This window comes from bacterium, from assembly GCA_023228325.1.
Taxonomy (GTDB): Bacteria; Auribacterota; UBA6266; order UBA6266; family UBA6266; genus UBA6266.
The window spans coordinates 863699-886125 of record JALOBK010000001.1; the positions used below are offsets into that span (position 1 = coordinate 863699).

22 protein-coding genes and 1 tRNA gene are annotated in these 22427 nt (G+C 42.2%); 18 read left to right on the forward strand and 5 right to left on the reverse strand.

Features of this window, described 5'->3' with window-relative positions:
* Positions 1 to 31: 31 nt before the first annotated feature.
* From M0R36_04095 to M0R36_04105, 3 genes are read right to left on the reverse strand one after another with little or no spacing between them, the layout of a single operon-like run.
* The gene (locus tag M0R36_04095; protein MCK9554983.1) at positions 32 to 3181 is read right to left on the reverse strand and encodes an efflux RND transporter permease subunit; all 3150 of its coding nucleotides are present in this window, start codon (positions 3179 to 3181) and stop codon (positions 32 to 34) included.
* Positions 3182 to 3184: 3 nt separating this feature from the next.
* Complete coding sequence (locus M0R36_04100) at positions 3185 to 4369, reverse strand: efflux RND transporter periplasmic adaptor subunit (protein MCK9554984.1); 1185 nt, start codon at positions 4367 to 4369, stop codon at positions 3185 to 3187.
* 19 nt (positions 4370 to 4388) lie between these two features.
* Entirely contained in the window at positions 4389 to 5852 is a 1464-nt protein-coding gene (locus M0R36_04105) for a TolC family protein (GenBank protein MCK9554985.1), read from the reverse strand.
* Positions 5853 to 5960: 108 nt separating this feature from the next.
* Here M0R36_04105 and M0R36_04110 point away from each other — a divergent pair, with 108 nt between their 5' ends.
* Positions 5961 to 7187 carry a cation:proton antiporter gene (locus tag M0R36_04110; GenBank protein ID MCK9554986.1) on the forward strand — a complete coding sequence of 409 codons (1227 nt, stop codon included), beginning with the start codon at positions 5961 to 5963 and terminating at the stop codon, positions 7185 to 7187.
* Between the two features lie 17 nt (positions 7188 to 7204).
* Here the strand turns inward: M0R36_04110 and M0R36_04115 are convergent, their stop codons facing one another.
* Both M0R36_04115 and M0R36_04120 read right to left on the reverse strand, forming a co-directional pair.
* The gene (locus M0R36_04115; GenBank protein MCK9554987.1) at positions 7205 to 7624 is read right to left on the reverse strand and encodes a YkgJ family cysteine cluster protein; all 420 of its coding nucleotides are present in this window, start codon (positions 7622 to 7624) and stop codon (positions 7205 to 7207) included.
* Positions 7625 to 7672: 48 nt separating this feature from the next.
* Complete coding sequence (locus M0R36_04120) at positions 7673 to 8416, reverse strand: PHP domain-containing protein (GenBank protein ID MCK9554988.1); 744 nt, start codon at positions 8414 to 8416, stop codon at positions 7673 to 7675.
* An 86-nt stretch (positions 8417 to 8502) separates the two neighbouring features.
* Between M0R36_04120 and M0R36_04125 the strand changes: the two genes are divergently transcribed.
* From M0R36_04125 to M0R36_04205, 17 genes are all read left to right on the forward strand, one after another.
* A complete protein-coding gene (locus M0R36_04125) occupies positions 8503 to 8751 on the forward strand; it encodes a hypothetical protein (GenBank protein MCK9554989.1) in 249 nt (82 codons plus the stop codon).
* Positions 8752 to 8885: 134 nt separating this feature from the next.
* Positions 8886 to 8974: transfer RNA gene (locus M0R36_04130), tRNA-Ser, on the forward strand.
* 1810 nt (positions 8975 to 10784) lie between these two features.
* Positions 10785 to 11006, forward strand: a complete 222-nt coding sequence (locus M0R36_04135; protein ID MCK9554990.1) for a hypothetical protein — start codon at positions 10785 to 10787, stop codon at positions 11004 to 11006.
* Positions 11007 to 11114: 108 nt separating this feature from the next.
* Positions 11115 to 11678 (forward strand): sigma-70 family RNA polymerase sigma factor, encoded by a 564-nt coding sequence (locus M0R36_04140; protein MCK9554991.1) that lies wholly within the window; start codon positions 11115 to 11117, stop codon positions 11676 to 11678.
* A gap of 53 nt (positions 11679 to 11731) precedes the next feature.
* Positions 11732 to 12001: a hypothetical protein gene (locus tag M0R36_04145; GenBank protein ID MCK9554992.1), complete on the forward strand. Its 270-nt coding sequence runs from the start codon at positions 11732 to 11734 to the stop codon at positions 11999 to 12001.
* 87 nt (positions 12002 to 12088) lie between these two features.
* Positions 12089 to 13513 (forward strand): DEAD/DEAH box helicase, encoded by a 1425-nt coding sequence (locus M0R36_04150; GenBank protein MCK9554993.1) that lies wholly within the window; start codon positions 12089 to 12091, stop codon positions 13511 to 13513.
* Positions 13464 to 13763: a VRR-NUC domain-containing protein gene (locus M0R36_04155; protein MCK9554994.1), complete on the forward strand. Its 300-nt coding sequence runs from the start codon at positions 13464 to 13466 to the stop codon at positions 13761 to 13763. Before M0R36_04150 ends, M0R36_04155 begins: the two co-directional genes overlap by 50 nt.
* Positions 13756 to 13935, forward strand: coding sequence for a hypothetical protein (locus tag M0R36_04160; GenBank protein ID MCK9554995.1), 180 nt, complete (start codon positions 13756 to 13758; stop codon positions 13933 to 13935). Before M0R36_04155 ends, M0R36_04160 begins: the two co-directional genes overlap by 8 nt.
* Entirely contained in the window at positions 13932 to 14333 is a 402-nt protein-coding gene (locus M0R36_04165; protein ID MCK9554996.1) for a hypothetical protein, read from the forward strand. Before M0R36_04160 ends, M0R36_04165 begins: the two co-directional genes overlap by 4 nt.
* A 14-nt stretch (positions 14334 to 14347) precedes the next feature.
* Positions 14348 to 15067 (forward strand): hypothetical protein, encoded by a 720-nt coding sequence (locus tag M0R36_04170; GenBank protein MCK9554997.1) that lies wholly within the window; start codon positions 14348 to 14350, stop codon positions 15065 to 15067.
* A 63-nt stretch (positions 15068 to 15130) separates the two neighbouring features.
* Entirely contained in the window at positions 15131 to 17326 is a 2196-nt protein-coding gene (locus M0R36_04175) for a phage/plasmid primase, P4 family (protein MCK9554998.1), read from the forward strand.
* Positions 17327 to 17583: 257 nt separating this feature from the next.
* Positions 17584 to 17910 (forward strand): hypothetical protein, encoded by a 327-nt coding sequence (locus M0R36_04180; protein ID MCK9554999.1) that lies wholly within the window; start codon positions 17584 to 17586, stop codon positions 17908 to 17910.
* Between the two features lie 299 nt (positions 17911 to 18209).
* Positions 18210 to 19508, forward strand: a complete 1299-nt coding sequence (locus M0R36_04185) for a site-specific DNA-methyltransferase (protein ID MCK9555000.1) — start codon at positions 18210 to 18212, stop codon at positions 19506 to 19508.
* Complete coding sequence (locus M0R36_04190) at positions 19508 to 20131, forward strand: helix-turn-helix domain-containing protein (protein MCK9555001.1); 624 nt, start codon at positions 19508 to 19510, stop codon at positions 20129 to 20131. The genes M0R36_04185 and M0R36_04190 overlap by 1 nt, the downstream gene beginning before the upstream one ends.
* On the forward strand, positions 20085 to 21923 hold the full coding sequence (locus tag M0R36_04195; protein ID MCK9555002.1) for a phage terminase large subunit family protein: 1839 nt from the start codon (positions 20085 to 20087) through the stop codon (positions 21921 to 21923). Before M0R36_04190 ends, M0R36_04195 begins: the two co-directional genes overlap by 47 nt.
* A 14-nt stretch (positions 21924 to 21937) precedes the next feature.
* Positions 21938 to 22141 carry a hypothetical protein gene (locus M0R36_04200; protein MCK9555003.1) on the forward strand — a complete coding sequence of 68 codons (204 nt, stop codon included), beginning with the start codon at positions 21938 to 21940 and terminating at the stop codon, positions 22139 to 22141.
* Between the two features lie 36 nt (positions 22142 to 22177).
* The gene (locus M0R36_04205; GenBank protein ID MCK9555004.1) at positions 22178 to 22333 is read left to right on the forward strand and encodes a hypothetical protein; all 156 of its coding nucleotides are present in this window, start codon (positions 22178 to 22180) and stop codon (positions 22331 to 22333) included.
* Positions 22334 to 22427: the final 94 nt, after the last annotated feature.

Here is a 22427-nt window from a genome sequence, read left to right on the forward strand (position 1 = left end):
ATGAAGACAAAAAACCAATTCCCGGTAGAATTCACTGCTGTAAAATCTTTTCTTCCTGTTTTCTTTTCGCGTCGGATTTGGACAGCTCGAATTTATCGAGGAATTTTTCCTGAATGTCCTGCATATAAAGGAACAGCCCCGGCGTAATAAACAATGTCACAACCTGGGCAAACGCAAGCCCTCCGACGATAATCAAACCGAGCGGCCGCCTGGCGGCGCCGTCGGCGCCGAAACCGAGCGCTATAGGCATGGCTCCTATTATCGTTGAAGCCCCCGTCATAAGAATAGGCCGGAACCTTGTTTTACAGGCATTGAATATCGCGTCGGAAGCATTCATGTTTTCTTCTTCCATATTCTGTTTAGCAAAGTCAACCATCATAATCCCGTTCTTAGACACAATACCCAACAGCATAAAAATACCGATATAAGCGTAGAGAGAAAGTTCCGCTTTAAACAGGAAAAGCGTCATCAATCCTCCGAAAGCCGCCGGAGGCAGTGTTGTCAAGACGGTTAAAGGGTGGATATAGCTTTCATATAAAATGCCGAGAATAACATACATTATGAATACCGCGATAATCATCAGTACCGCCAGGCTTTTCACTGCTTCTTCAAACTCCTGGGCCTGCCCCTGCATCTGTCCCATAACGCCCGGAGGCAATATCCGGGAAGAGAGCTGGTTAATCGCTTTTGTCGCGTCTCCGAGAGCGACCCCCGGCGCAAGGTTATATGAAATCGTGGCGGCGTTCAGTTGGTTATGATGAGGAACGTTCTGAGGGCTGATATCCTGTTCCCATTCGGCGATAACGCTCAGAGGAGCAAGTTTATTCGTGGTTTTTGAGCGGACATATATGTGTGTAAGGTCCTGCGGTTCTCTTCTGAATTCATCAATCGATTCAAGCATAACCCAGTACTGGTCTATATCGGTAAGATACAGGGTTGTTTTGCCTTTTGCAAACGCGTAAAGAAGCGTGTTTTCAATATCCGCGGCGGTAATTCCGAGAGAAGAAGCCCTGTCACGGTTGATATTGATATTCAACCTGGGCAAATCAATTTTTACACTGCTTTGAATCCCCGAAAAATACGGGAGGCCTTCCATTTTTTCCTGTATCTCTTCCGCGGCTTCATATACTTCATCCCGGTTTTGTCCGGATAAGACATATGAATACTGACTTCCTGTGGCTGTGCTTTCGGCGCCGGCGCTCAATTCAAGAGAAGGTTTCGGCATAAGATAAACAAACCCTAAATCTGAAAGCCGCATAAGGGATTTGTTAATTTCCCGGACAACCTGTTCTATCGGTTTTCTTTCATTTAAAGGTTTTAAGGTCGCTACAACCATACCGGTGCTTTGGTCCGCGCCGGTTTGCTTTCCCGTCACGGTAAAAAGGCTTTCAATGGCCGGGTGTTCGGCAATTATATCGTTCACTTTATCCTGGAAAAACCGTATTTCTTCCGTTGATGTTCCCAGAAGAGCCTGCATCTGCCCGAAAAAAAGTCCGCTGTCGCCTATCGGCATAAATGTTTTGGGAAGAGTCGAAAAAAGCCACAAAATTCCAGCTACACACCCTATCCCTCCCCAAAGCGCCGTATAACGATGCGACAAAACCCACTTGAGGGGCCCTATATAACTGCTGACAAGTTTCCCCACAAATTTATCGGTAAACTTTTCCAGCCCTGTTTTGGTGTCTTTAGCGCTTTGAAGCATTCTGGCGCACATCATCGGTGTCAGAGTTAAAGCTATGATGGTAGAACATATAATGGCAAAAACAACCGTTAAGGCAAATTCCTTGAAATTACGGCCAACAACGCCGCCCATAAATACAAGCGGTATAAAAACCGTTATCAGGGCAAAACTTGTCGATATAACCGTGCCGGTAATTTCTTTCATGCTTTTTACGGCGGCTTCAAACGGTTTTTTGCCGGCCTGGATATGACGAACGGTATTTTCAAGAACAACTATGGCGTCATCAACAAGAAATCCGACAGACAGGGTAAGCGCCATGAGAGAAAGGTTGTCAAGGCTGAACCCGGCCGCGAACATAACCAGGAATGTCCACAAAAGCGTTGTAGGCAAAACCATTGAAGGAACAAGCGTGTCTGTAACGCGGCCGAGAAAAATAAAAATAATCAACATAACAAGGCCAAGCGCTATAACTATAGTGGTTTTAACGTCGTTGACGGACTCTTTTATCTGGATTGCCTGATCATAAAATATATTTACTTCCAGCGCGCCTGGCAGCGTTGGTTTTATTTCATCAAGAAGGTCGCGCACTTTTTGCGACAGAGCCACCGTGTTGGCGCCGGAGGATCGAGTCGCGGCGACACAGATTACCCCCGGTTTTATCCCGTTTTCTTTGTTCCCGTACATAAAATTTATGACATCGTTTTGTATACTGTCAACGCACTTTCCGATATCTTTGAGGCGTATCGGAGCGTCATTCCTGTAAGCAATTATCAGTTCTTCGTATTCAGAAGGTTCAACAAGCTGTCCCTGCGGCTCTATTGAAAAAGCCCTGTATTTCCCGTTTAAATCTCCGCCCGGGGTTGTTACCGTGGCCGTATTTAACGCCTGAGCCACCTCATCAAAGCCCAACCCCAGATAAGCAAGTTTGTCGGGATCTATAAGAATCCTTATTGCCCTTTTCGCGCCGTAAATGTCAACTTTTGAAATTCCCTCTATCATATTGATTCTCTGGCCGATTGTCTTATGAGCGTAATCGTACAAATCTCCCTGGGTCATTGTTTCCGACCTGAGCAGGATATATATTATCGGCTGGTCGGAAGGATTGGTTTTTTCATAAGTCGGCGGTTGAGGCAGGTCGGAAGGCAAGTTGCTCTGCGCGCGCGAAATCGCCGCCTGAACATCAGGCGCGGCCAAATCAACACTTTTATCGAGGTCAAAACTAAGGGTTATTGTGGTCGAGCCGGGAGTATTATCGGAAATGATTGTTTCAAGGCCGGGAATCTGCATACATTCATCTTCGAGAGGCGAAGCGCAGGAAGACGCCATCATCGAAGGCGTAGCCCCGGGATATGTGACGGTGACCGTTATCACGGGATAATCTACCGACGGCAAATCACTTATGGGAAGAGCAAAATACGCCGCGAGTCCGAAAAGAGATATGGAAACAATAATCAGAACGGTCATTATGGGACGGCGGATAAAGATTTCGGAAAAAACCATTTTTTAATCCCCGGCAGAAGCCTTTTTCTTGCTGTTTGTTTTGTTTCCCCCGCCTTTTTCAGATTTTTCATCGGCGTTCTGGTCGTCAATATTCATTACCGGGATTCCGTCCCTCAAACCCAACTGCCCGTAAGTAACAACCTTTTCTCCGGAAGAAACTCCTTTTTCTATCACCAAATCCTCATCCTGCTGAAGACCTACGACAATATCCTGCCTTAACTCGGCGGTATTTTTATCGGTAACAACATACAGGTACATGCCTTTCTGTCCAAACTGAACGGCCGTTACGGGGACTATAACAGCATCTTTTTCCGTGTACACAATTAAACGAATGGTCGCATATTGTCCGGGCCAAAGGATTTTTTCCGGATTCTGGATTTCCGCCCTCAGAAGAATCATTCCGGTTTGGGAGTCGACAGCGTTATTTATCAAAGTCAGTTTTCCTTCATATGAATTTTCATCGCCGGCCGGATTAATTTTAACCACCAGCGTTTCTTCTTTCATCTGTTTGTGCACTTTCGGAAAATCTTTTTCGGAAATCGCGAAATCAATGAAAAGAGGGTCTACCGTCCTGATGTTTACAAGCGTCGGCCCCGTGTTGGCGGAAACAATATTGCCCGGGTCCACAAGGCGCTTGCCCGTTACGCCGCCTATGGGAGAACGGATGGAACAAAATTCGACATCCAGTTCAGCCTGTTCAACCGCGGCGCGGTCAAGGCTGACTTTAGCCTCCGCCGCGGCGGCATCCGACTGATATGTTTCAAAGTCCTGCTTGGAAATAAGATTTTTCTCCATAAGTTTTCTGTTTCTTTCAAGAGTATCCTGCTTCAGTTTCAGGTCAACCAAATCTTCGGCGAGCATCGCCTGTTCTTTTTCAAGTTCGGCTTTATAAGGCCTGACATCTATACTGAAAAGCAAGTCGCCTATCTTCACTTCATCGCCTTCGCTGAAATGGACAGCCGTTACTTCCCCGGTAACCCTTGACTGGATATTGACATTATAATAGGCATTTATTGTGCCGAAAGAATCGATATAAACAGGAACATCTTTTTTAGCTGCAACCGCCATTTTAACCGGTCTCGGATGAACAGGAGGAGCCGGCGGTTTTTTTGAACAACTTTTAAATATTAATATAAATACAATCGCAAGCGCTATTATCCATAACAACCTTTTTTTATTGAGATACATTTATTTACCCTCCCGAAAACTAATAGGCCGTTTCATCTTTAAAAGACCCCAATGAGCCCGTAGAGTGCGCAAGCTCGGCAACGGCAATGAAAAGCCCTTTTTGAGAGTCTATTAATTTGCTTCTCGCATCTGATAATTTAGTCTGGGCGTCAAGCAGATCGAGTATATCCTTCAACCCAGCCCTGTATCCTTCAAGCGCGAGTTCGTAAGATTCTTTGGAACTGGCAAGAAAAGCTTCGCTGAAAACCAGTTTCGATACAGCCGTTTTATACCCGTAATATTTAATCCAGACATCGGAACTCGCTTCTATTTCAGCCTGGATAAGTTTTTCTTTTTCTTCTTCGGCTTCGGCCTGAGCCTGCCGTTTTTTATTCAGGTTATAAAACCCGTCGAATATATCCCATTCCACCTTGACATAACCCATATATTCATGTTCCCTGAGGTTATTGTCCGTCTCATAATCATGATACCAATTCTTATCAGCCAAAGCGCCGCCTGTTATGGATGGCAACAAATCCGAGGTTGCCGACCTGACAGCCGCTTCTTTCGCGCGGACACCGGCCCTGAGAGCGCTTATGTCAGGCCGGTTTTCCAACGCATTGTCTATCAAAACCGTTATTTCATCCGTTTTAATATCACGCGGGGTTTCGCTTTTCGGCGGAGCTATCGAAAACTGCGTGTCAGCGGAAAACCCTATAACTTTTGCAAGGTTTCCTTTTGCGGTCTGTACATTTCCTTTAGCGTCTTCGAGAGAATACAGGGCATCATCAAAATTCGATTTCGCCTGCAGAACATCAAGCCTTGTAACAAGCCCGGCTTCGAATTTTTGCAGGGCTATAAGATGCGCTGTTTTGGCATCGGCAACATTTGCCTCGGCAACTTTAACCGCCGCCTGCGCGCTGAAAAAGGTATAGTAAGACGTTTCAACATTGAGCAAAAGATCCTGTATTGACTGGTTAAACTGGAAATTAGATGCGAGAAGTTGTTGCAAAGAACCCTCTATATCCGCATTTCTTCCCCCGAAATCAAGAATGAGAAACGTAATATCAACAGCCGGCCCGTAAGTCGCGAAATCGGTATCCTGCGAGCCCCCCAATTGAGACTGACCGGAGAACGGTTCGTTATACCGCTGTTTCTGGCGGCTAACCTGGGCTGAAACATCTGCCTGTGGATACCATTTGCTTTGCGCCTGTCTCAATTCCGCTTCCATGGCTTTTGCCGACTGCCAGTACCGTCGCGTGCTCGGATTGTTTTCAAAAGCAACAGCGACCAGTTCCGCGAGTGTTAGAGGCTCATCGCTCTGAAGTTTTCTATCTCTTATAGCCGGCCAGACGGTGTCTTTGAGTTTTGTTGCTTTAGACCAATCCGGCGCCTGCCATGATTCATAAGGGGTCTCGGGAGCCCTGAGGGACCTGCATCCTGACAGGAATAGGGTAAAACAAACCAATAAAGATAGTGCCACTCGATAAGAGATTTTTATCATATGTAAAATTTAGTGTTTTTTTATACAAAGTAATATAAAATAAATTCATTTAAAAAACAAGATTAGTATTTATATATTTGTTATTTAATATCCAAGGGAGAATGTAATATGGACCCTATTCTTATTGTGGGCTTGGTTTTGTTCGGCGGGTTCGTTTTCGGTGAAATCGTTTCAAAGTTCAACCTGCCGAAAGTCACCGGTTATCTTTTGGCGGGCGTGCTCCTGAACCCTACCGTTTTTAACTTCATACCGAAAGACGCTGTAAACCATACAAACCTGATAACAAATATATCTCTCTCATTTATCACGTTTTCTATCGGCGGGACTCTTGTTTATTCACAGTTAAAAGCCCTCGGTAAATCCATTCTTTATATAACGCTTTTCGAAGCCGAATTCGCGTTAATAGCCCTTGTAGCCGGTTTCCTTATCGTTTCTCCTTTCCTCGTTCACGTGCAGGGCGGAACATGGATAAGCGTATTTATACCCTTGAGCATTCTGATGGGGTGTCTCGGTTCTCCCACAGACCCTTCACCGATGCTGGCGGTAAGCCATCAATATGACGCAAAGGGCCCCGTAACATCGACTATCTTAAGCGTAGGGGCGTCAGACGACGTTATGGGTATTATGAATTACAGCATAACCGTCGTCATAGCTCAGGCATTTGTACTGCATAAGGCTTTCAGCCTGTCAAATACTATCTTAAAACCTTTGCTTCAAATATCAGGTTCTTTTCTGATGGGAATAATTTTCGGATTTTTGTTCATAGTTATAACCTGGTTTATAAGAAAGGAAAAAGAAGGTGTCCTGATTGTTCTTGTTTTCGGGCTGCTTTCGGTTTGCACCGGCGTGGCAAATCTTTTGAATGTAGATGAACTATTATCCACAATGACGATGGGCGTCATAGTCGCAAATTTCCATCCCAGAAGCGAAGCTATATTTAAAATGCTTGAACGATACACCGAAGAGCTTATTTTTGTGCTCTTTTTTACCGTAAGCGGCATGATCCTCGATTTCGGCGTGCTTCTCAAATCCCTGCCTCTCGTATTCTTCTTCATTATTTTCAGGCTCGCCGGCAAATTCACGGGAACTTATGTCGGCGGAAGTATTTCGCACGCTCCCGCAAAAGTGAAGAAATACACCATAGGAGGCCTGGTCCCTCTCGGTGGAATCGTCGTCGGCCTTGCGCTTTTAATGAAACAGGACCCGGCATTCAGCAAATTCTCGGACATTATTTTAAGCGTTATCATAGGCTCAACGATTCTTCATGAATTTATCGGGCCGATAAGCGGCAAATGGGCAATCAAAGCGGCCGGAGAGATGGGGAAAGCGGGCTAAACGCGGGCTCCGGTATTTTAATATTCGGCCCAGAATTTTTTGTAAGCTTCGACGGAAATCTCTCTTTTGACAAATTTTTCCGCTTTTTCGCGGGCTTTTTCAAAAAATTCTTTCCCGAGTTTTTTTGCCGCGGGACATTCGTCATCGATATCTATTTCCAGCTTCCCGTCGTCGTTGATATACGGATACAGAGGATATATCCTGCAGATAGTCGGACGGATATCGTGTATTGAACATTTCCCGTCGCTGTAAAAAGGGCACGGGTCCCCTTCGAAAACACAATAATCTTCTCTTTCCTCGATATGCCGGTCATGTCCCGCTTTGCAAAGTACTTTCCTTTCGGCTTCGCTCAGGATAAAATACCCGTTACAGCAGGGATCCTCGCATTTTTTACATAACTCTACGAAATCAACTTTTTCCATATTATAGATACCCATGGTTTACAGCGCGCAAAATATAAAATTATAAGGAAATCCGGGGATTTGTCAACCTTTAGGCCTGTTAAGGCGGATAAATTTTTCCTCGGGGGATTCTCCGAACACATACCTTATATACTTTAATTTTGAAAAAGATTCAAACATGATCTCATGCGTTTTCATAGGAGGCGCCACATTTTCCACACGCCCCGCTTTAACCGCATTTATTATTCCTTTTACTGATTTTTCCTCTACATATAAAAACGCGTAATTCCTGCCGAACATATAAAGTTTATGGCTGTCGGAAAAAGACAGGAGCGGAAGATTATGTTTTTCCGCGGCAATAGCCGCCTTTTTATTCGGGTTAAACCACCCGGTAAAAAAATGTGATATTTCAATACCGTCAAACATGGCAATGTTTTTTTCAAGTTCTCCGCCCAGACACTTGCCTGCCCAGAAATAAGGGTGGGCCGCCACCACCAGATTGCTGTCATTTTTCATCTCACTTAACTTTTCGAAAGAGTCTATCCACGAACCTTTCGGGAAATTGTACAAAAGGACGTGTTTCCCGTTAACGCACATTTCAATGCCGGGGAAAAGGATTATTCCGTTCCGGGAAGCTATACCGGAGTATTTCTCATCGTCAAACCACGTTGAATGATTCGTAAAAGAGATAGCGTCAAACCCGAGTTGTTTCGCTTTGAGGATATATTCCTCAGGGGTGGGCAGTTTTTCTTTCTCCATAACAGTTTCGACATAGTCCTCGCTGCTGTGGATATGAAAATCTACTTTTATTTTTATTAAGTCAGCCATACCGGGATATAAAATTATATAAAAAGCTTAACTTTTGCCAGTTTTTATTTATAATATACAGATATTTTTTAAAAAGGAGAAGAAAATTGATAAAAGACACTGGTGATTTCACACCTATAATAAGGGTTAATGATTTTATCACGGCAGAAGTTTTTTCAGGCGTTTTAAAACAGCACGGCATAAACGTGGCTTTAAAAGAAGATATCCTCCCGACGGCAAACATCCACGAAGATGAACCGTCAGAAGAAGCGTGGGGAACCCTGCTCGTCGAAAAACATAACGCGGAAACCGCCAAGAGAATCCTGAAGGAATTCATCAACTCCAAAAGGCAGTAATTCAGGTTGTCGGTATATCTCCTTCTTTACTATAATATATGCAGCCTTATTAGTTACTAAGTTATTGCGTTATTTAGTTACTGAGTATCAAAACTTAATAACCAATAACTCAATATCCGGTAACCAATCTCAGCGGAGAGGTGTCCGAGTGGCTTAAGGAGCACGCTTGGAAAGCGTGTGTGCCGTAAAGGCACCCAGGGTTCAAATCCCTGCCTCTCCGCCATTGGAGACTCCCAGGCGAACCCGTCTGGTTTAACGAGGGCATTTCACCGTTATTGGTGGGATGCCCTTCTTTTTTAAGTGGGTCTTCAGGGGAATCTTCGATGGGTTCTTTAATATGCATATTTATGGTCACTTTATCCTCATAAACTTCCACACTTTTCACTAGCGCTTTGATTAGGTTCGTTTGGGCTTCGGGTGATGATTTATCCATGTTTTTTAGTACAAACTTAATGTTTTCACGCAGGTATTGTCCTGAATGGGCGTTCATGTGTGAGATGCGTTTCTTTTCGGTGAGTTTTTCTATTTCGTATTCTACACGGGTGATATCTGCCTCAAGTGTCAGCATTTTCTCGGTATAAGTTGTGCCTTTAGGTATGGAACCATTTAAGGCTAAACTTAAGAGTTTCTGTGTTTTATTACGCAGGGTTGTAAGTTCTTTTGATTTTTTTGCTAATGTCTTTTCAACAGTTTCAAGTTTGATCTGGGAGTCAAGTATGGCGTCTCCGATAGCTTGTGTTATAATCTCCTGATTCTCTGAAACTTTCGTTAAATAATCTACTATTGCTTGGTCAAATATTTTAGCAGGCAATCTTTCCGCAGAACATCCCATCTTTTGCCGTGCCCGGCTACATTCATAATAAAAATATTTTCCTTTTCTTCGTCCGGAAGAATGTGTACATACCATATGACTTCCGCATAATCCGCACTTTATCAATCCAGCTACTTTATGAGAATAATCTCTCGGTTTGGGAGAGAACCTATGTTTGGGTAATCTTGCCGACAGGATCTTGTTGGCTTTTTCCCACGTCGGTTCATCTATAATCGACTCATGCTGTCCTTTGTGAATTTCTTCACCATATTTAATATACCCTTTGTAAAACGGATTTTTTATCATTTTTGATATGCCCTGTATTCGCCAGTCTTTACCGGTAGTTGTTTTAAAACCACGAACTCTAAGTTCATGTACTATTTCACCCAACGACGTGTTTTGTGCCGACATTTGCCATATCAGTTTTAAGTATGGAGCAACTTCTTTCACTATGACTAATTTATGTGGTTGTCTGCCGTTGGGCAGGGGATCACCGTTGTTTACAAGCTCGTATCCGTACGGAACTGTTCCACCCGGCCATATTCCTTGGCGCACACGAGCGATTGTAGCGGCTTTTACTCTTTCGCCGGTTAGCTCACGTTCAAAAGCTGATAATAGTCCAATTATGCCTATAACAACACGTCCGATGGCGGTGGAGCTGTCGAGGTTTTCTCTTACCGAAACGAAGTCTATGTCATTGTTACGAAAGAGGTCAATCATGGAATAAAGGTCTTTGGGATTCCGGGTTAATCTGTCCAGCTGAAAAAAGATAATCCCATCAAACGATTTTTTTCCATGTACATCGTTCAAAATTGCCTGTATTCCCGGTCGATTGAGATCTTTGCCGGAATAGCCGTCATCTGTGATAACGCCGTTTTTGCCGAATTTGGCAAGAGTATATCCAAACGCTTCAAGCATGTTTTTGCAGTGATGGGTTTGAGCATCCAGCGTTGTATAGTCGCCTTGCGCCTGATCGTCAGTGGAACAGCGAGTATAAATGACATATCGTTTGTTACTCGCACTATCGGTTCTTTTCATAATCATACTAATATTCTCCTTTCTACAACCCCTATAACAACCCCCGGTACAAGTCAAGCTATATAACCCCAATATCGCAGAAATAGCCTTTCATTGAGTACCTACGTATTTTTCGAGCAATTTGTATCAAGGCTGAGACAGTTTGTCTTAAAAGCACGTAGGTACCTGATGAGGGGTGATAAAAATGGGCAGAAAAGTAAAAACAAAAAACAGAGATATTGAACTCCATTTTGAGGATACGGCAACAAGTCCGGAAGATCAAAAGTATCGAAATAAAACGTTAAGTAATTCAATCTTTCGCATATTTAAGGATTTGTCGGGCAGAGAACCCACTTATGAGGAGATTACGGGACAGGCAGATATCCAGCTAGATAAGCGCATTCTGAAGCGAACAAGGACACAATAAAATCCTCCGGGAGGGCTCCGTGATGGAGATAGGGGCTTGAAAGGGCTAGCATTAAGTTAGGCTGATGATTGAGACACTCAAAAAAACCTTTAAAAGGAGGAGTGTCTCATGAATCGAAATTACAGCGGCTTATTTGAAAATTGGGAAATCGCAGTTGCTACAAAAGTTATCAAGCGTTATCAGAATGACGGAACAAGTCTCAGGTACGAATCATTTGAAGATTTACTTCAGGAGTGTTTAATCCAGTGGTTTTATTCCCGGGACAAATATGACAGCGAACGTGGAGCATTAAAGACAACGTACATGTCGAGAATTGTTACCAACAAACTGCACGACATTTCAAGGAAACGATCCACAGATAAACGCAAAATCCTACACGAAAGCTATTCCTTAGATCATCTTTCAGGAGATGAGGATTCCGAGTCAGAGGTAGATGGTTTATTTGCCGATACGGATACCGTTATCCAGACCGATCTCAAAATTACTCTTACTGAAACATATTCACAACTTACAGCAGACCAGCAGAGACTTTGCGCTTTGATGAGGGATGGATATTCCAACATTACAGAGCTAAGCGAAATCATGGGGATAGGAAGGGCAACGGTATATAGGGAGAAAGAAAGGATCAAAAATGTATTTGAGAAGGAAGGGTTGAAAGATTTTTTGAAATAACCTGAGACACTTTCGGAAAAAAGAACGTAGGTACTCAGTGAAAGGAGAAAAACATGCGAGTTTGCAGATTTAAATTTAAACAGAAAGTAAGCAAGGAACAGATAGAAGAACTGATAACTTTTGCGGTTATATCAGCGGAATGTACATACGGACAGGCAAAAGTAAGGCTGAACGCATCTTATCTCGCATCAGACAGCAAAGCTGTTATCGATGTTTCAAGTCCGGTAGGAGAACACATAGCGGAAATATTTACAGGGTTACTTATCAGAGATTATGGGGAGCAGTCATTCGATGTCGAAAGGGTTCGGGATGAAAGTCATTAAAGGTCTTAAAGATATTTATAAAAACCTTAGCGACTACAACAGAGAGAAGTTGCTAAGAGCCAATTGTAAGAAGTTAAGGAGAAAGAAGTGAGATTGTATGATCACCAAAAAGAGGCGATAAAATTCGCCGTTAACAACAAAGGATGTTGTGCGTTATTTCACGATCCGGGCTTAGGCAAAACCCTTTCAGGGTTAGAGATATATAACCATTACAAAACTATAAACCCAGAGTTAAGACTATTAGTTGTATGTCCGCTTTCCCTTGTGAATGCGGCTTGGGGTGAGGATATAAAAAAGTTTACCGGGTTTACATACTCACCATTTAAAGAGCTGAAGAAAGCAAAGACACTGCCGAATATAGTCGTTATAAATTATGAAGCCCTGATCTCGAAAAAGAATTTACCGGTGATTGAGACACTTATAAGAACTTATCCATTTATGTGCATACTCGATGAGAGTTCTCGCTTGAAAAATAATAAGAGCGTTACGACTAAAACACTTCTAAAGCTATCAGAGTATTTTCAGCACAGGATTATTGCTTCAGGTACGCCTATGCCTAACTCAGAAGTTGAGCTATGGGGGCAGATGAATTTTGTCCAGCCGGAGTTGCTTCACAAATCGTTTTATGCGTTTAGAAATACATATTTTCATTTGGAACGTAATGGCATCATGCGCCGTGGCAGTACGTATATGAGCAAGGATGAATTAAGGGAGATATTCAGCGAGGGATGGAAGTATGCCATTACAGACGAGAACAGAGAATTCCTCATGAATGAGATCAAGCCGTTCACGCATTGGGTTAAAAAAGAAGAAGCATTGGATTTGCCGGAAAAGATAGATGAGACCAGAGATGTATCACTTTCAGCACAGGAACGTCAGGCATACAAGGAAATGGAAAACACGCTCATAACCGAGATTGATGGGGTTGAGGTAGGTGTACAGATTGCGCTTTCAAAACTGATGAAACTCAGGCAGGTCACAGCAGGATTCATCTATTCAGAAGATGGAGAACCGCTTCCTATTGGTAAATCTTCAAAGGTTAAAGAACTGGAGAACGTTCTGGAAGAGCTTGGGAAACAGCAGGTTATTGTTTGGGTGCAGTTTCATCATGAAGTACGTGAGATCGAGAAACTGATACGTGAAAAGTTCGGCAAAGTTGTGACTCTGTATTCAGGTACGAAAGATCGTGAAGAGTCGATCAGACAGTTTAAAGAGAATGAAGCACAGTATCTGATTGCGCATCCCCGGTCAGCGGCTCATGGATTAACGTTTATAAACTGTTCAGCGATGGTGTTTTTTAGTCTGGATTATTCATACGAAGCCCATGCGCAGGCACGTGACCGTATTCACAGGATCGGGCAGAAGTCGAGTTGTCTATACATATATCTGGTAGCGACAAATTCAATTGATGAAGAACTCATTCAGGTATTACATCGAAAAAAATCATTACAGGACGTGGTTTATGGAATCGTCAGAAAAAAGACTCAAAGAAAAAGTTCTCGCAATGCTTAAAAAGGAGTTTCGAGATGCGTGGGTATATAAAACAGCGGATAGATGGAAATCAGGGATACCCGATGTCCTTGTGTGCAGAGGAGGACGCTTCTTTGCGTCGGAACTTAAAGTCGGGAAAAACAAAGCTACGAAGTTACAGCTTAACGTTCTCAAGAAGATTAAACGTGCCGGTGGGCGGGTGGCTGTGTGTCGTAGTGTGGATCAGGTCAGGAATCTACTTAATAACGAAGGAGGTGATTTAAATGATTAAAGTAAACGAAAAACTTCTCATAGCGGTAAAAGTGAAAAGCATCACTGAGTCAGAGGAAGGTATTTCGTATCGAGTTTGCCCGCTTGGCAAAGAGCGTTACACAGCGATGGACATAATCGATACGGATATTCAGTCGTGTTTGGTAAACGAAATCGAAGGAGGGAAGAAATGAATAAAGACAATGAAAGAGAGTTACTCTGCCGTTTCAAATGCGCTAAAGAACGCCGGAACGAAATGAAAGAGGCGTTAAGAGTAGCGCAGGAGGAATACGAGCAGATGGAATCTCAGCTCATCGAGTTTTTGGAGACGAATAGTGCGATATCTACAGCGAAGTATGAAGGTATAGGGTACGCACAGATTCAGAAACCGAGACTTTATGCGAGTTGTAGGCAGGAGAGAATAGAGGATCTATTTGAGTTTCTTAAACAGCAGAACCGAGAGGATCTCATTAAGACCACTGTCATGCCACAAAGTCTTTCAAGTTTTACGAAAGAATGCATAGAGGACGGCATAGAGGTTCCGGAGTGTATTAATTATTATCTAAAACCAACAGTCAGGCTTTATGACTAAAAAGGAGGCATATCATGTCTAATGAAATCACAAAACCAAACAGTTCGTTAATGCAAACCGACAAAAACCAGAGAGGTTTTGAATCGGGAGTTGATCAGGAAGATCTGATTATCCCTAGAGCAAAACTTATTCAGGCATTATCGCCGGAGATGCAGGAAGGGTTAGAAGGAATAAAGATAGGGTCAATAATAAACTCGCTCACTAAGGAACTCTTACCGGATGAGTTTATACCAATCTTCGCATTTAAAAATTATATCCGGTTCAACCCACGCAGTAAGGATGACCCGAATTTTGATCCGGCATTCGAGCCGGGTGCGATTGTATGGAGATCATCAGATCCAAGCGATCCGCTTGTTCAGGAACAGACAAGGTTCGGTCGTAATGGAGAAAAACCGGTAGCGACAACGTTTTTGAATTTCTTTTCTTACTTTCCCGGTGTACCAATGCCGGTGATAGTAAGTTTTTCAAAGACGAGTTACCGGACAGGAAAGCAGTTACTTTCGCTGGGTAAATTCTGCGGAGGAGATATGTTTTCCCGGAAATACAAACTCGCCTCACAAATGGAAACAAACGATATCGGGACTTATGCTGTACTTAAAGTTGTTCCTGTAGGAAGTTCAGCACCTGAAGAGTTTGCTGTCTGCGAAAAACTGTGGGATGACTTCGCCACCAAAGTGAAGGACATTCAAGTTCATGGGGAAGAAGAACCTGTGGATGAAGAAAGACCGTATTAATAGCAAATGCGAGGGTGGGGATGATTTGTCCCCACCCTTGTTTTACTGATAGGAGCGAAACATATGAAATTACCGGAACAATTAAGAGAGGATCGGTTCGGTTTTGTGAAACTGCAAAGACATTCCAAAGCACCGTTTGAGAAGGGATGGCAGAAGAAACCGTATAGGTTCAAAGATATAGAAGAATGGCTTCGCTCAGGGTGTAATTACGGTGTAATGGGCGGAGTCGGTGAGTTGGTAGTAATTGATGCTGACCATAAACGTATAGGTGAAATCGTTAGAGCTGATATCGCAAAAACGTTTACAGTTAAAACTCCGAAGAGCGGGCATCATTTTTATTTTTTATGTAACGACATAAAACGAAAGATTGTACTGAAAAAAGATAAAGAACATTTTGGAGAAATTATATCGTTTGGTTCGCAGGTTGTTGGTTCGGGATCAATTCATCCGGACACAAAAACAGCATATCAGATTGCATTAGATATTCCGATTATTAATTTATCGCAGAAAGAAATATTCGAGCCATTAGCCGAATTCATGATGGACGATAAGGGATCGTCTGGAGGTGTTAGCCCCGAGGATATGGATATTATGACGGTTCTTAATATGAACGGTATTTCACTTAAACAGACATCAGGACAGTATACATGCACGCATCCGGTACACGGATCTAATACAGGTGCGAATCTTGTTGTTAATCCTGAGAAGAATGTTTGGAAATGTTTTAGGTGTGATTCAGGTGGCGGTACGCTTCTCTTAATAGCTGTTATTGAGGGGGTTATTGACTGTTCGGATGCTAAGCCGGGGATGTTGCGTGGAGAGCTTTTCAAGAAAACTGTGCGGATAGCTGAGGAGAAATATGGATTTAAGATTCGACGACAGTCAGGAGGATCTATCCCATCAGGGTTATGGAATGACGAATGGAACGCAAAGTGCCTGATAGGAAGGCATAGGGAACGTATAAGGAACTGTGACAATCTTGGTGGATGGCATTTGTGGGATGGTAAAGCGTGGGTTGTTGATGAGGTGCATTCGATTACTTCTCTTTCTAGGGAAACTGTTAGTACGTTTTATTCGTATTTGCACGACATGGATGAGGACGGACAGAAAGCGTTTCTTAAACATATCAGATCATCAGGTAATGAGACAAAACTTAAGGCAATGGCGAATCTTGCTCGGAGCTGGACTAAGATGTCTATTCGCTCAGATGACTTTGATGCTGATCCGTATTTACTCAACTGTCAGAATGGCGTGGTTGATTTAAAGACAGGGACATTGCTCCCGCACAGTCCGGATTTACTGTTAACGAAGATATGTAACACGTTTTACGATACGAGTGCTGAGTGTCCTGAATGGTTAAAATTCCTGGATACGATATTTCAGGGTAATGATGAATTGGTTTCGTTTATTCAGAAGGCTGTCGGGTACGGGCTTACAGGAGATGTTTCGCAACAGATTTTCTTTATTTTGCATGGTGACGGCGCAAACGGTAAATCTACTTTTGTCGAGACTATTTACAAGATTTTAGGTGGATACGCCGCTATTACCCCCACAGCAACACTTATAGCTAAACGTGGTAGCGAAATACCAAATGATGTCGCACGGCTTAAAGGCGCACGCTTCATTATTTCATCAGAGCTTGAGCGATCCAAACTTCTCGATGAAGCATTGGTCAAAAGATTTACAAGTGAAGAACCTATTTCAGCACGGTTTTTGAGACAGGAGTTTTTTGAGTTTAAACCTACCGGCAAGATTTTTCTTTCAACAAACTACAAACCAACGATTAGAGGAACGGATGATGGTATCTGGCGACGTATCAGACTGATTCCGTTTGAACATAAATTTGAAGGTGAAGAAAGGATAGAGAAATTTGCTGATAAATTTTTGCTGCCGGAATTGCCCGGTATTTTGGCTTGGGCTGTAAGAGGGTTATTAAGGATGCGATCAGAAGGCATGAAACCACCGGAGATTGTTATGGACGCAACTCAGGAGTATAAGACGGCAGAAGATGGAGTAGGAGCGTTTCTGGACGAATATTGCGATCTTAAAGAAATGTATATGGTTTCGGTTTCTGATTTGTACGAAACGTTTAAAGATAATTCTGATTTTTTCATGAAAAAGAAAGATTTTAACGATTATCTGGAGAAGCATGGATTTGAGAAAATCAGAGGTACAGTAGGGAGATATAAAGGTAGATATTGTTGGAAAGGCATTCAAGTACGAGAGTATGAGGAGGATGAAAGTGCTAGCCCCTTCTAAAAAGTCCACCAGAGGGCAAAAAGTCCACCGAGCTAAGTCTTTACTGTGTAATGGTTTAAGGTGTTTTAGCCATTATGTGGTGGAGAAAGTGGAGTTTTTTGCCTATAACTCGTATACGAGAAAAACAATATACACATATACGCATATGGGGGGAATAGGCGATTTTGTCCACTTTCTCCACCCAAATACACAAGTCATTATAAACAAAGGGTTTAAGCGGTGGAGTTTTATTTTAAAAAGTCCACCGGGGTATTGATATGGATAAACACGAACAATTTAAACATATTTACAAAAAGTTCATTGATGGAACCCATTGGTTGAATAAAAGAATGGTTGAGGGTATAGCGACACAGGAAGACAAGGACTTATTCATGGAGCGTGTTGCTGGCCCCATGGATGCCTTATGGGCAGAGATGACGGACGATGAGAAGGAATACTGGAGTACAGTTTCAGATGCGGTACAGGTGTTTAATGGGACGATTGTTGTTGGTGAGTCAAGATCAACGCAGAAGAAAAAAGAAAGACAAATTCAAAGGAAAAAGGATCGAGGTAAGAGATGGAAAAAGTATTTCCAACAGTGCTGATAGTACTGGATGTATTAGCAAGTGTTGTTTATGTATGCAATGGAGACCTACGTCACGCAATTTACTGGTTATCAGCAGGAGTATTAACAGCATGTGTAACATTTTAACTATTTATAAAAATGCGGGTCCTTCTATGGGGGCTTGCGGTGAGGGTCGGGCGAGGCGCATTTTGTCAGTGATGGTAAAAAATAAAAAGGCGTGTCAGTGTCAGTAAGGATTAAACAAAGGGCAACAAGTGGGCAAGAAACGTCAATAAAGGCGAATTTTAGGGTGGAACAGCAAAAAAAGGAGAAAAACTAATGGGAAAGATTAATGTAAACACTGACATATGTGATGTCAGTCTGTCAGAGCTAAAACCAGCGCCGTATAACCCGAGATCGATTTCGGAAGAGGCTATGGTGGGATTGCGTCATTCACTGGAGAAGTTTGGTGTAGTTGATTTGCTGGTAGTCAATAAACGTAATATGCGGATTATATCAGGTCATCAGCGGTATAAGATTTTGCAAGCGGAAGGAGTTGAAAAAGTAAAAGCGATCATGGTTGATGTGGATGACATTAGCGAGATGGCAATGAACGTGACATTAAATTCGCAGGAGATAGTGGGATCATTTACTGAAGCCATTATACCGTTGCTCGAGAAGTTAAGAACAGAGGGCGGGGATGCGTATATCAATTTACGGCTACAAGAATTACGGGAACAGCTTAGAGACTTTGAAAATGAGAATAATGGAGATGGTACAACATTGCCTGATGATATGCCGGAAGCGCCTAAAACGGTTATTACAAAACCCGGAGATTTATGGATACTTGGTGATCATAGATTATTATGCGGGGACAGTACAAAAGAAGAAGATGTCGTACGATTAATGGATGGGCATAAAGCAGACTTGTTTGCGACTGATCCGCCGTACTGTGTTGATTACACAGGTAAAGATAGACCTAACGGAGGAAAGGACTGGACGGATGTTTACAAAGAAATTGATATCCCGGACGCTAAAGCATTTATGCGTGATTTTTATTCGTTGGGATTAAAATTTATTAAACCAAACACAGCGATGTATTTGTGGCACGCATCGAAACGTAGACGTGACATTGAAGATGTATGTGACGAACTGAATATTCTTATCCACCAGCAAATTGTTTGGGTGAAACCATGCATAATTTTGACATACTCATTTTATTCATGGAGACATGAGCCGTGTTTGCTTTTGTGGGTTAAAGGATCAAAACCACCATATCGACCGAAAGATAAATCAATCGGGAGTGTATGGACGGTTGACTTTGTCAAACAAGGTGATCCGACAACACCTGAATATTATACAGATATTTGGGAACTGGATTGGGAAGGAAAAAAGAGAGGGAATAAGATTGCGGAACATCCTACTGTTAAACCAACAGAATGTTTTGCGATCCCTATGCGGGTACATACAAAGGTAGGTGATATTTGTTATGAACCGTTTAGCGGTTCAGGATCGCAAATCATTGCAGGGGAAAGGCTTAACAGACGAGTATTTGCCATGGAACTCGAACCGTTCTTTGTAGATGTTGCGGTTAAACGATGGGAAGAGTTTACAGGTAAAAAGGCAAGGAAAGCGTAATGGCTGAAGAAAAACCAAAACAGAATCTATCGGAGATAGCACGAAAAAAACGGTATTTGCATTTAATTGAGAAAATCCATAGTGGAAAACCATTATCCAATAGGGAAATTCGGGAACTCGAAGAATTCGAGAAAGAACCTCAAAGCGATACGATAGTGAAGTCAGCAGAGGAAGTTGCAGAAGTCATGGACGTATCAGAGAGGACGATCTATAGGTGGCGCAATGAAGGAATGCCGGTAACTAAAGACGGATATTATGATCTTGAGAAAATTCGCATATGGGTTGAAGAAAAGGAAAAAGCGTCGAACGAATCAGGCAAAATATTCTGGGAAGCTAAGATCCGTAAATACAAAGCAACATTACTTGAAATCGATCTCAAAAAAGCACAAAACGAATTGGTTTTGAGAGAAGAAGTGGAGAAAGCGGAGGTCGCACGTATTATAGCTGTTAAGCGATCATTTTTAGCGTTACCGACACGGATGGCACCGATACTTGCGATGAAAGAACCCAGAGAAATTGAAACGCTTTTATACGAGGAAATTGGAGAGATTATTGATGAGTTTGCGGGAGTAAAGAATGAAGACATTGATACAAGACAGAATGATATGGAAAAAAGTTCATAAAGACGCATGGAAGCGTCCGGAAAAGATAAGCGCTAGCCAATGGGCAGATACGTTCAGGTATCTTAATCCGGTAAGTTCAGCAGAACCGGGTAGATGGAAAACTGATCGCACACCATATTTAAGAGGCATTATGGATGCTTTTACGGATAACACTGTCGATGAAATAACCGTTATGGCATCATCACAGGTTGGTAAAACGGAAGCAATGTATAACATGCTCGGATATGTCATTGATCAAGATCCCGGACCCACTCTTATGGTTATGCCGAGAGAAAACGACGCAAAAAGTGTTTCATACAATCGTGTGCGCCCGATGATTGAAGGTTCGCCAGCATTAGTTAAATATATTCCGTCAAATTCAGACGACCTGACAAAACTTGAATATCGGCTAGATAGAATGATTTTATACTTTGCGGGATCGAATAGTCCGGCTGATCTAGCTTCACGTCCGATACGTTATTTGTTTTTAGATGAGATTGATAAATATCCGAAGTTTTCGGGTAGAGAAGCGGATCCCATTAAACTGGCAAGTGAAAGGCAAAAGACTTTTTGGAATAAGAAAACGGTTAAAGTGTCGACGCCTACGACAAGGGATGGATATATTTTCAGAGAATACGAGAAATCCGATAGACGTAAATTTTATGTACCATGTCCACATTGTGGTGAATATCAGGTTTTAGTTTTCGGACAGATAAAGTGGAATCAAAAAGAAACTTCAGCGGAGAAAATCAAGAACGAGCGGCTAGCTTGGTATGAATGTTCAAAGTGTAACAAAAAAATAAAAGATTATCAGAAACCAAACATGCTTAATGCCGGCAAATGGATAGCAAAAGACCGGGAGATTAAAAGTAAACACAGAGGTTTTTGGATCAATTCGCTATATTCGCCGTGGCTGACTTGGAGCGATATTGCGTGTGAGTTTTTAAAATCAAAAGATTTTATAGAGTTACTAATGAATTTTGTTAACTCGTGGCTGGCTGAGGTATGGGAAGAAAAAATCGAAGAAACCACGGTTGATCGAGTTCGGCAACTTGCATGCGATTATGATGAAGGGTTTGTCCCGGACGAAGTAGTTGTTCTAACAGCCGGAGTTGATATGCAAAAAGACCATTTTTATTATGTTATTCGTGGATGGGGGTATAGCGAACAATCTTGGCTTATCAGGTGCGGGCAGGTTGAATATTGGGAAGATATTGTTGAGATAATTTTTAATACAGATTATCGAAAAATATCTGGATCAGAAACTTTACCAGTTTATATGACATGTATAGATTCAGGGTACAGGACGGATGAAGTATATCATTTTTGCCGTAGATGGCATGATAGAGCAAAAGCCATTAAGGGACAGGAAGAAATTTCAAGTGGTAGATTTTATCGTGCATCTAAGGTGGATATAAATTCACTTACAGGCAGTGTTATAAAAAACGGATTAGTACTTTGGAATCTTAATGTAAGTCAGTACAAGGATAAGATAAGCAGATTAGTTTCAAGTAAGGATCCGGTTAAATGGCATATTTTTAACGAACCTACGGAAGAATATCTAAATCAATTTACGGCGGAACATAAAGTATTGGTACGAAACAGGAATACCGGCAAAGCTAAAGAAATCTGGCAGAAAAAACGATCAACAGTCGCAAATCACTATTTAGATGCTGAAGTGTATGCCTTGGCGGGAGCAGATATAATCAGGGCACTAAACCTGCGCAGGGAAGATAGGAAAGTGCATAAAGCGGTCAAACAGGAACATAGCCGTTCAGAATGGATTCGTAAGCGGGAAGGAACGTGGATCTAATGGGCGGACGATGGTTGAAAAGAAATAAAAACTGGATAAAAGAAGAACCAGTAAAAATTACAGAACCTGTAGATGATAGCGAATATGGGGTGCCATTCATTCCAATACGCTGTCCGAAATGCAACAGTAAGGATGTGAGGTGTTATGTTTCCAGACCGCCGATAAGATACCATGTATGTAAAACATGCGAGAAGAAATTTAAAAGTGTTGAAGTATAATATCCTTTTTGGTTTAAATTAACGAAGGGGGATAAAATGTTATCAAAAGAAATGGTTGAAGAGTATCAGAAAATAATGAAAGAAACATATGGAGAAGAGATTTCATTTGATGAAGCAAAAGAACAGGGCGAGAATTTAGTGAGGTTTTATCAGTTACTAATCGATATTGACATGAGAAATAAGAATAAATAACTTTGTACTATTTTGTAGTAAACAGCATATTGAAAAAGATTTTACATGAGATAAACTATAAGTAGATAAACAGGACAAGCAAGACGGCTGATCA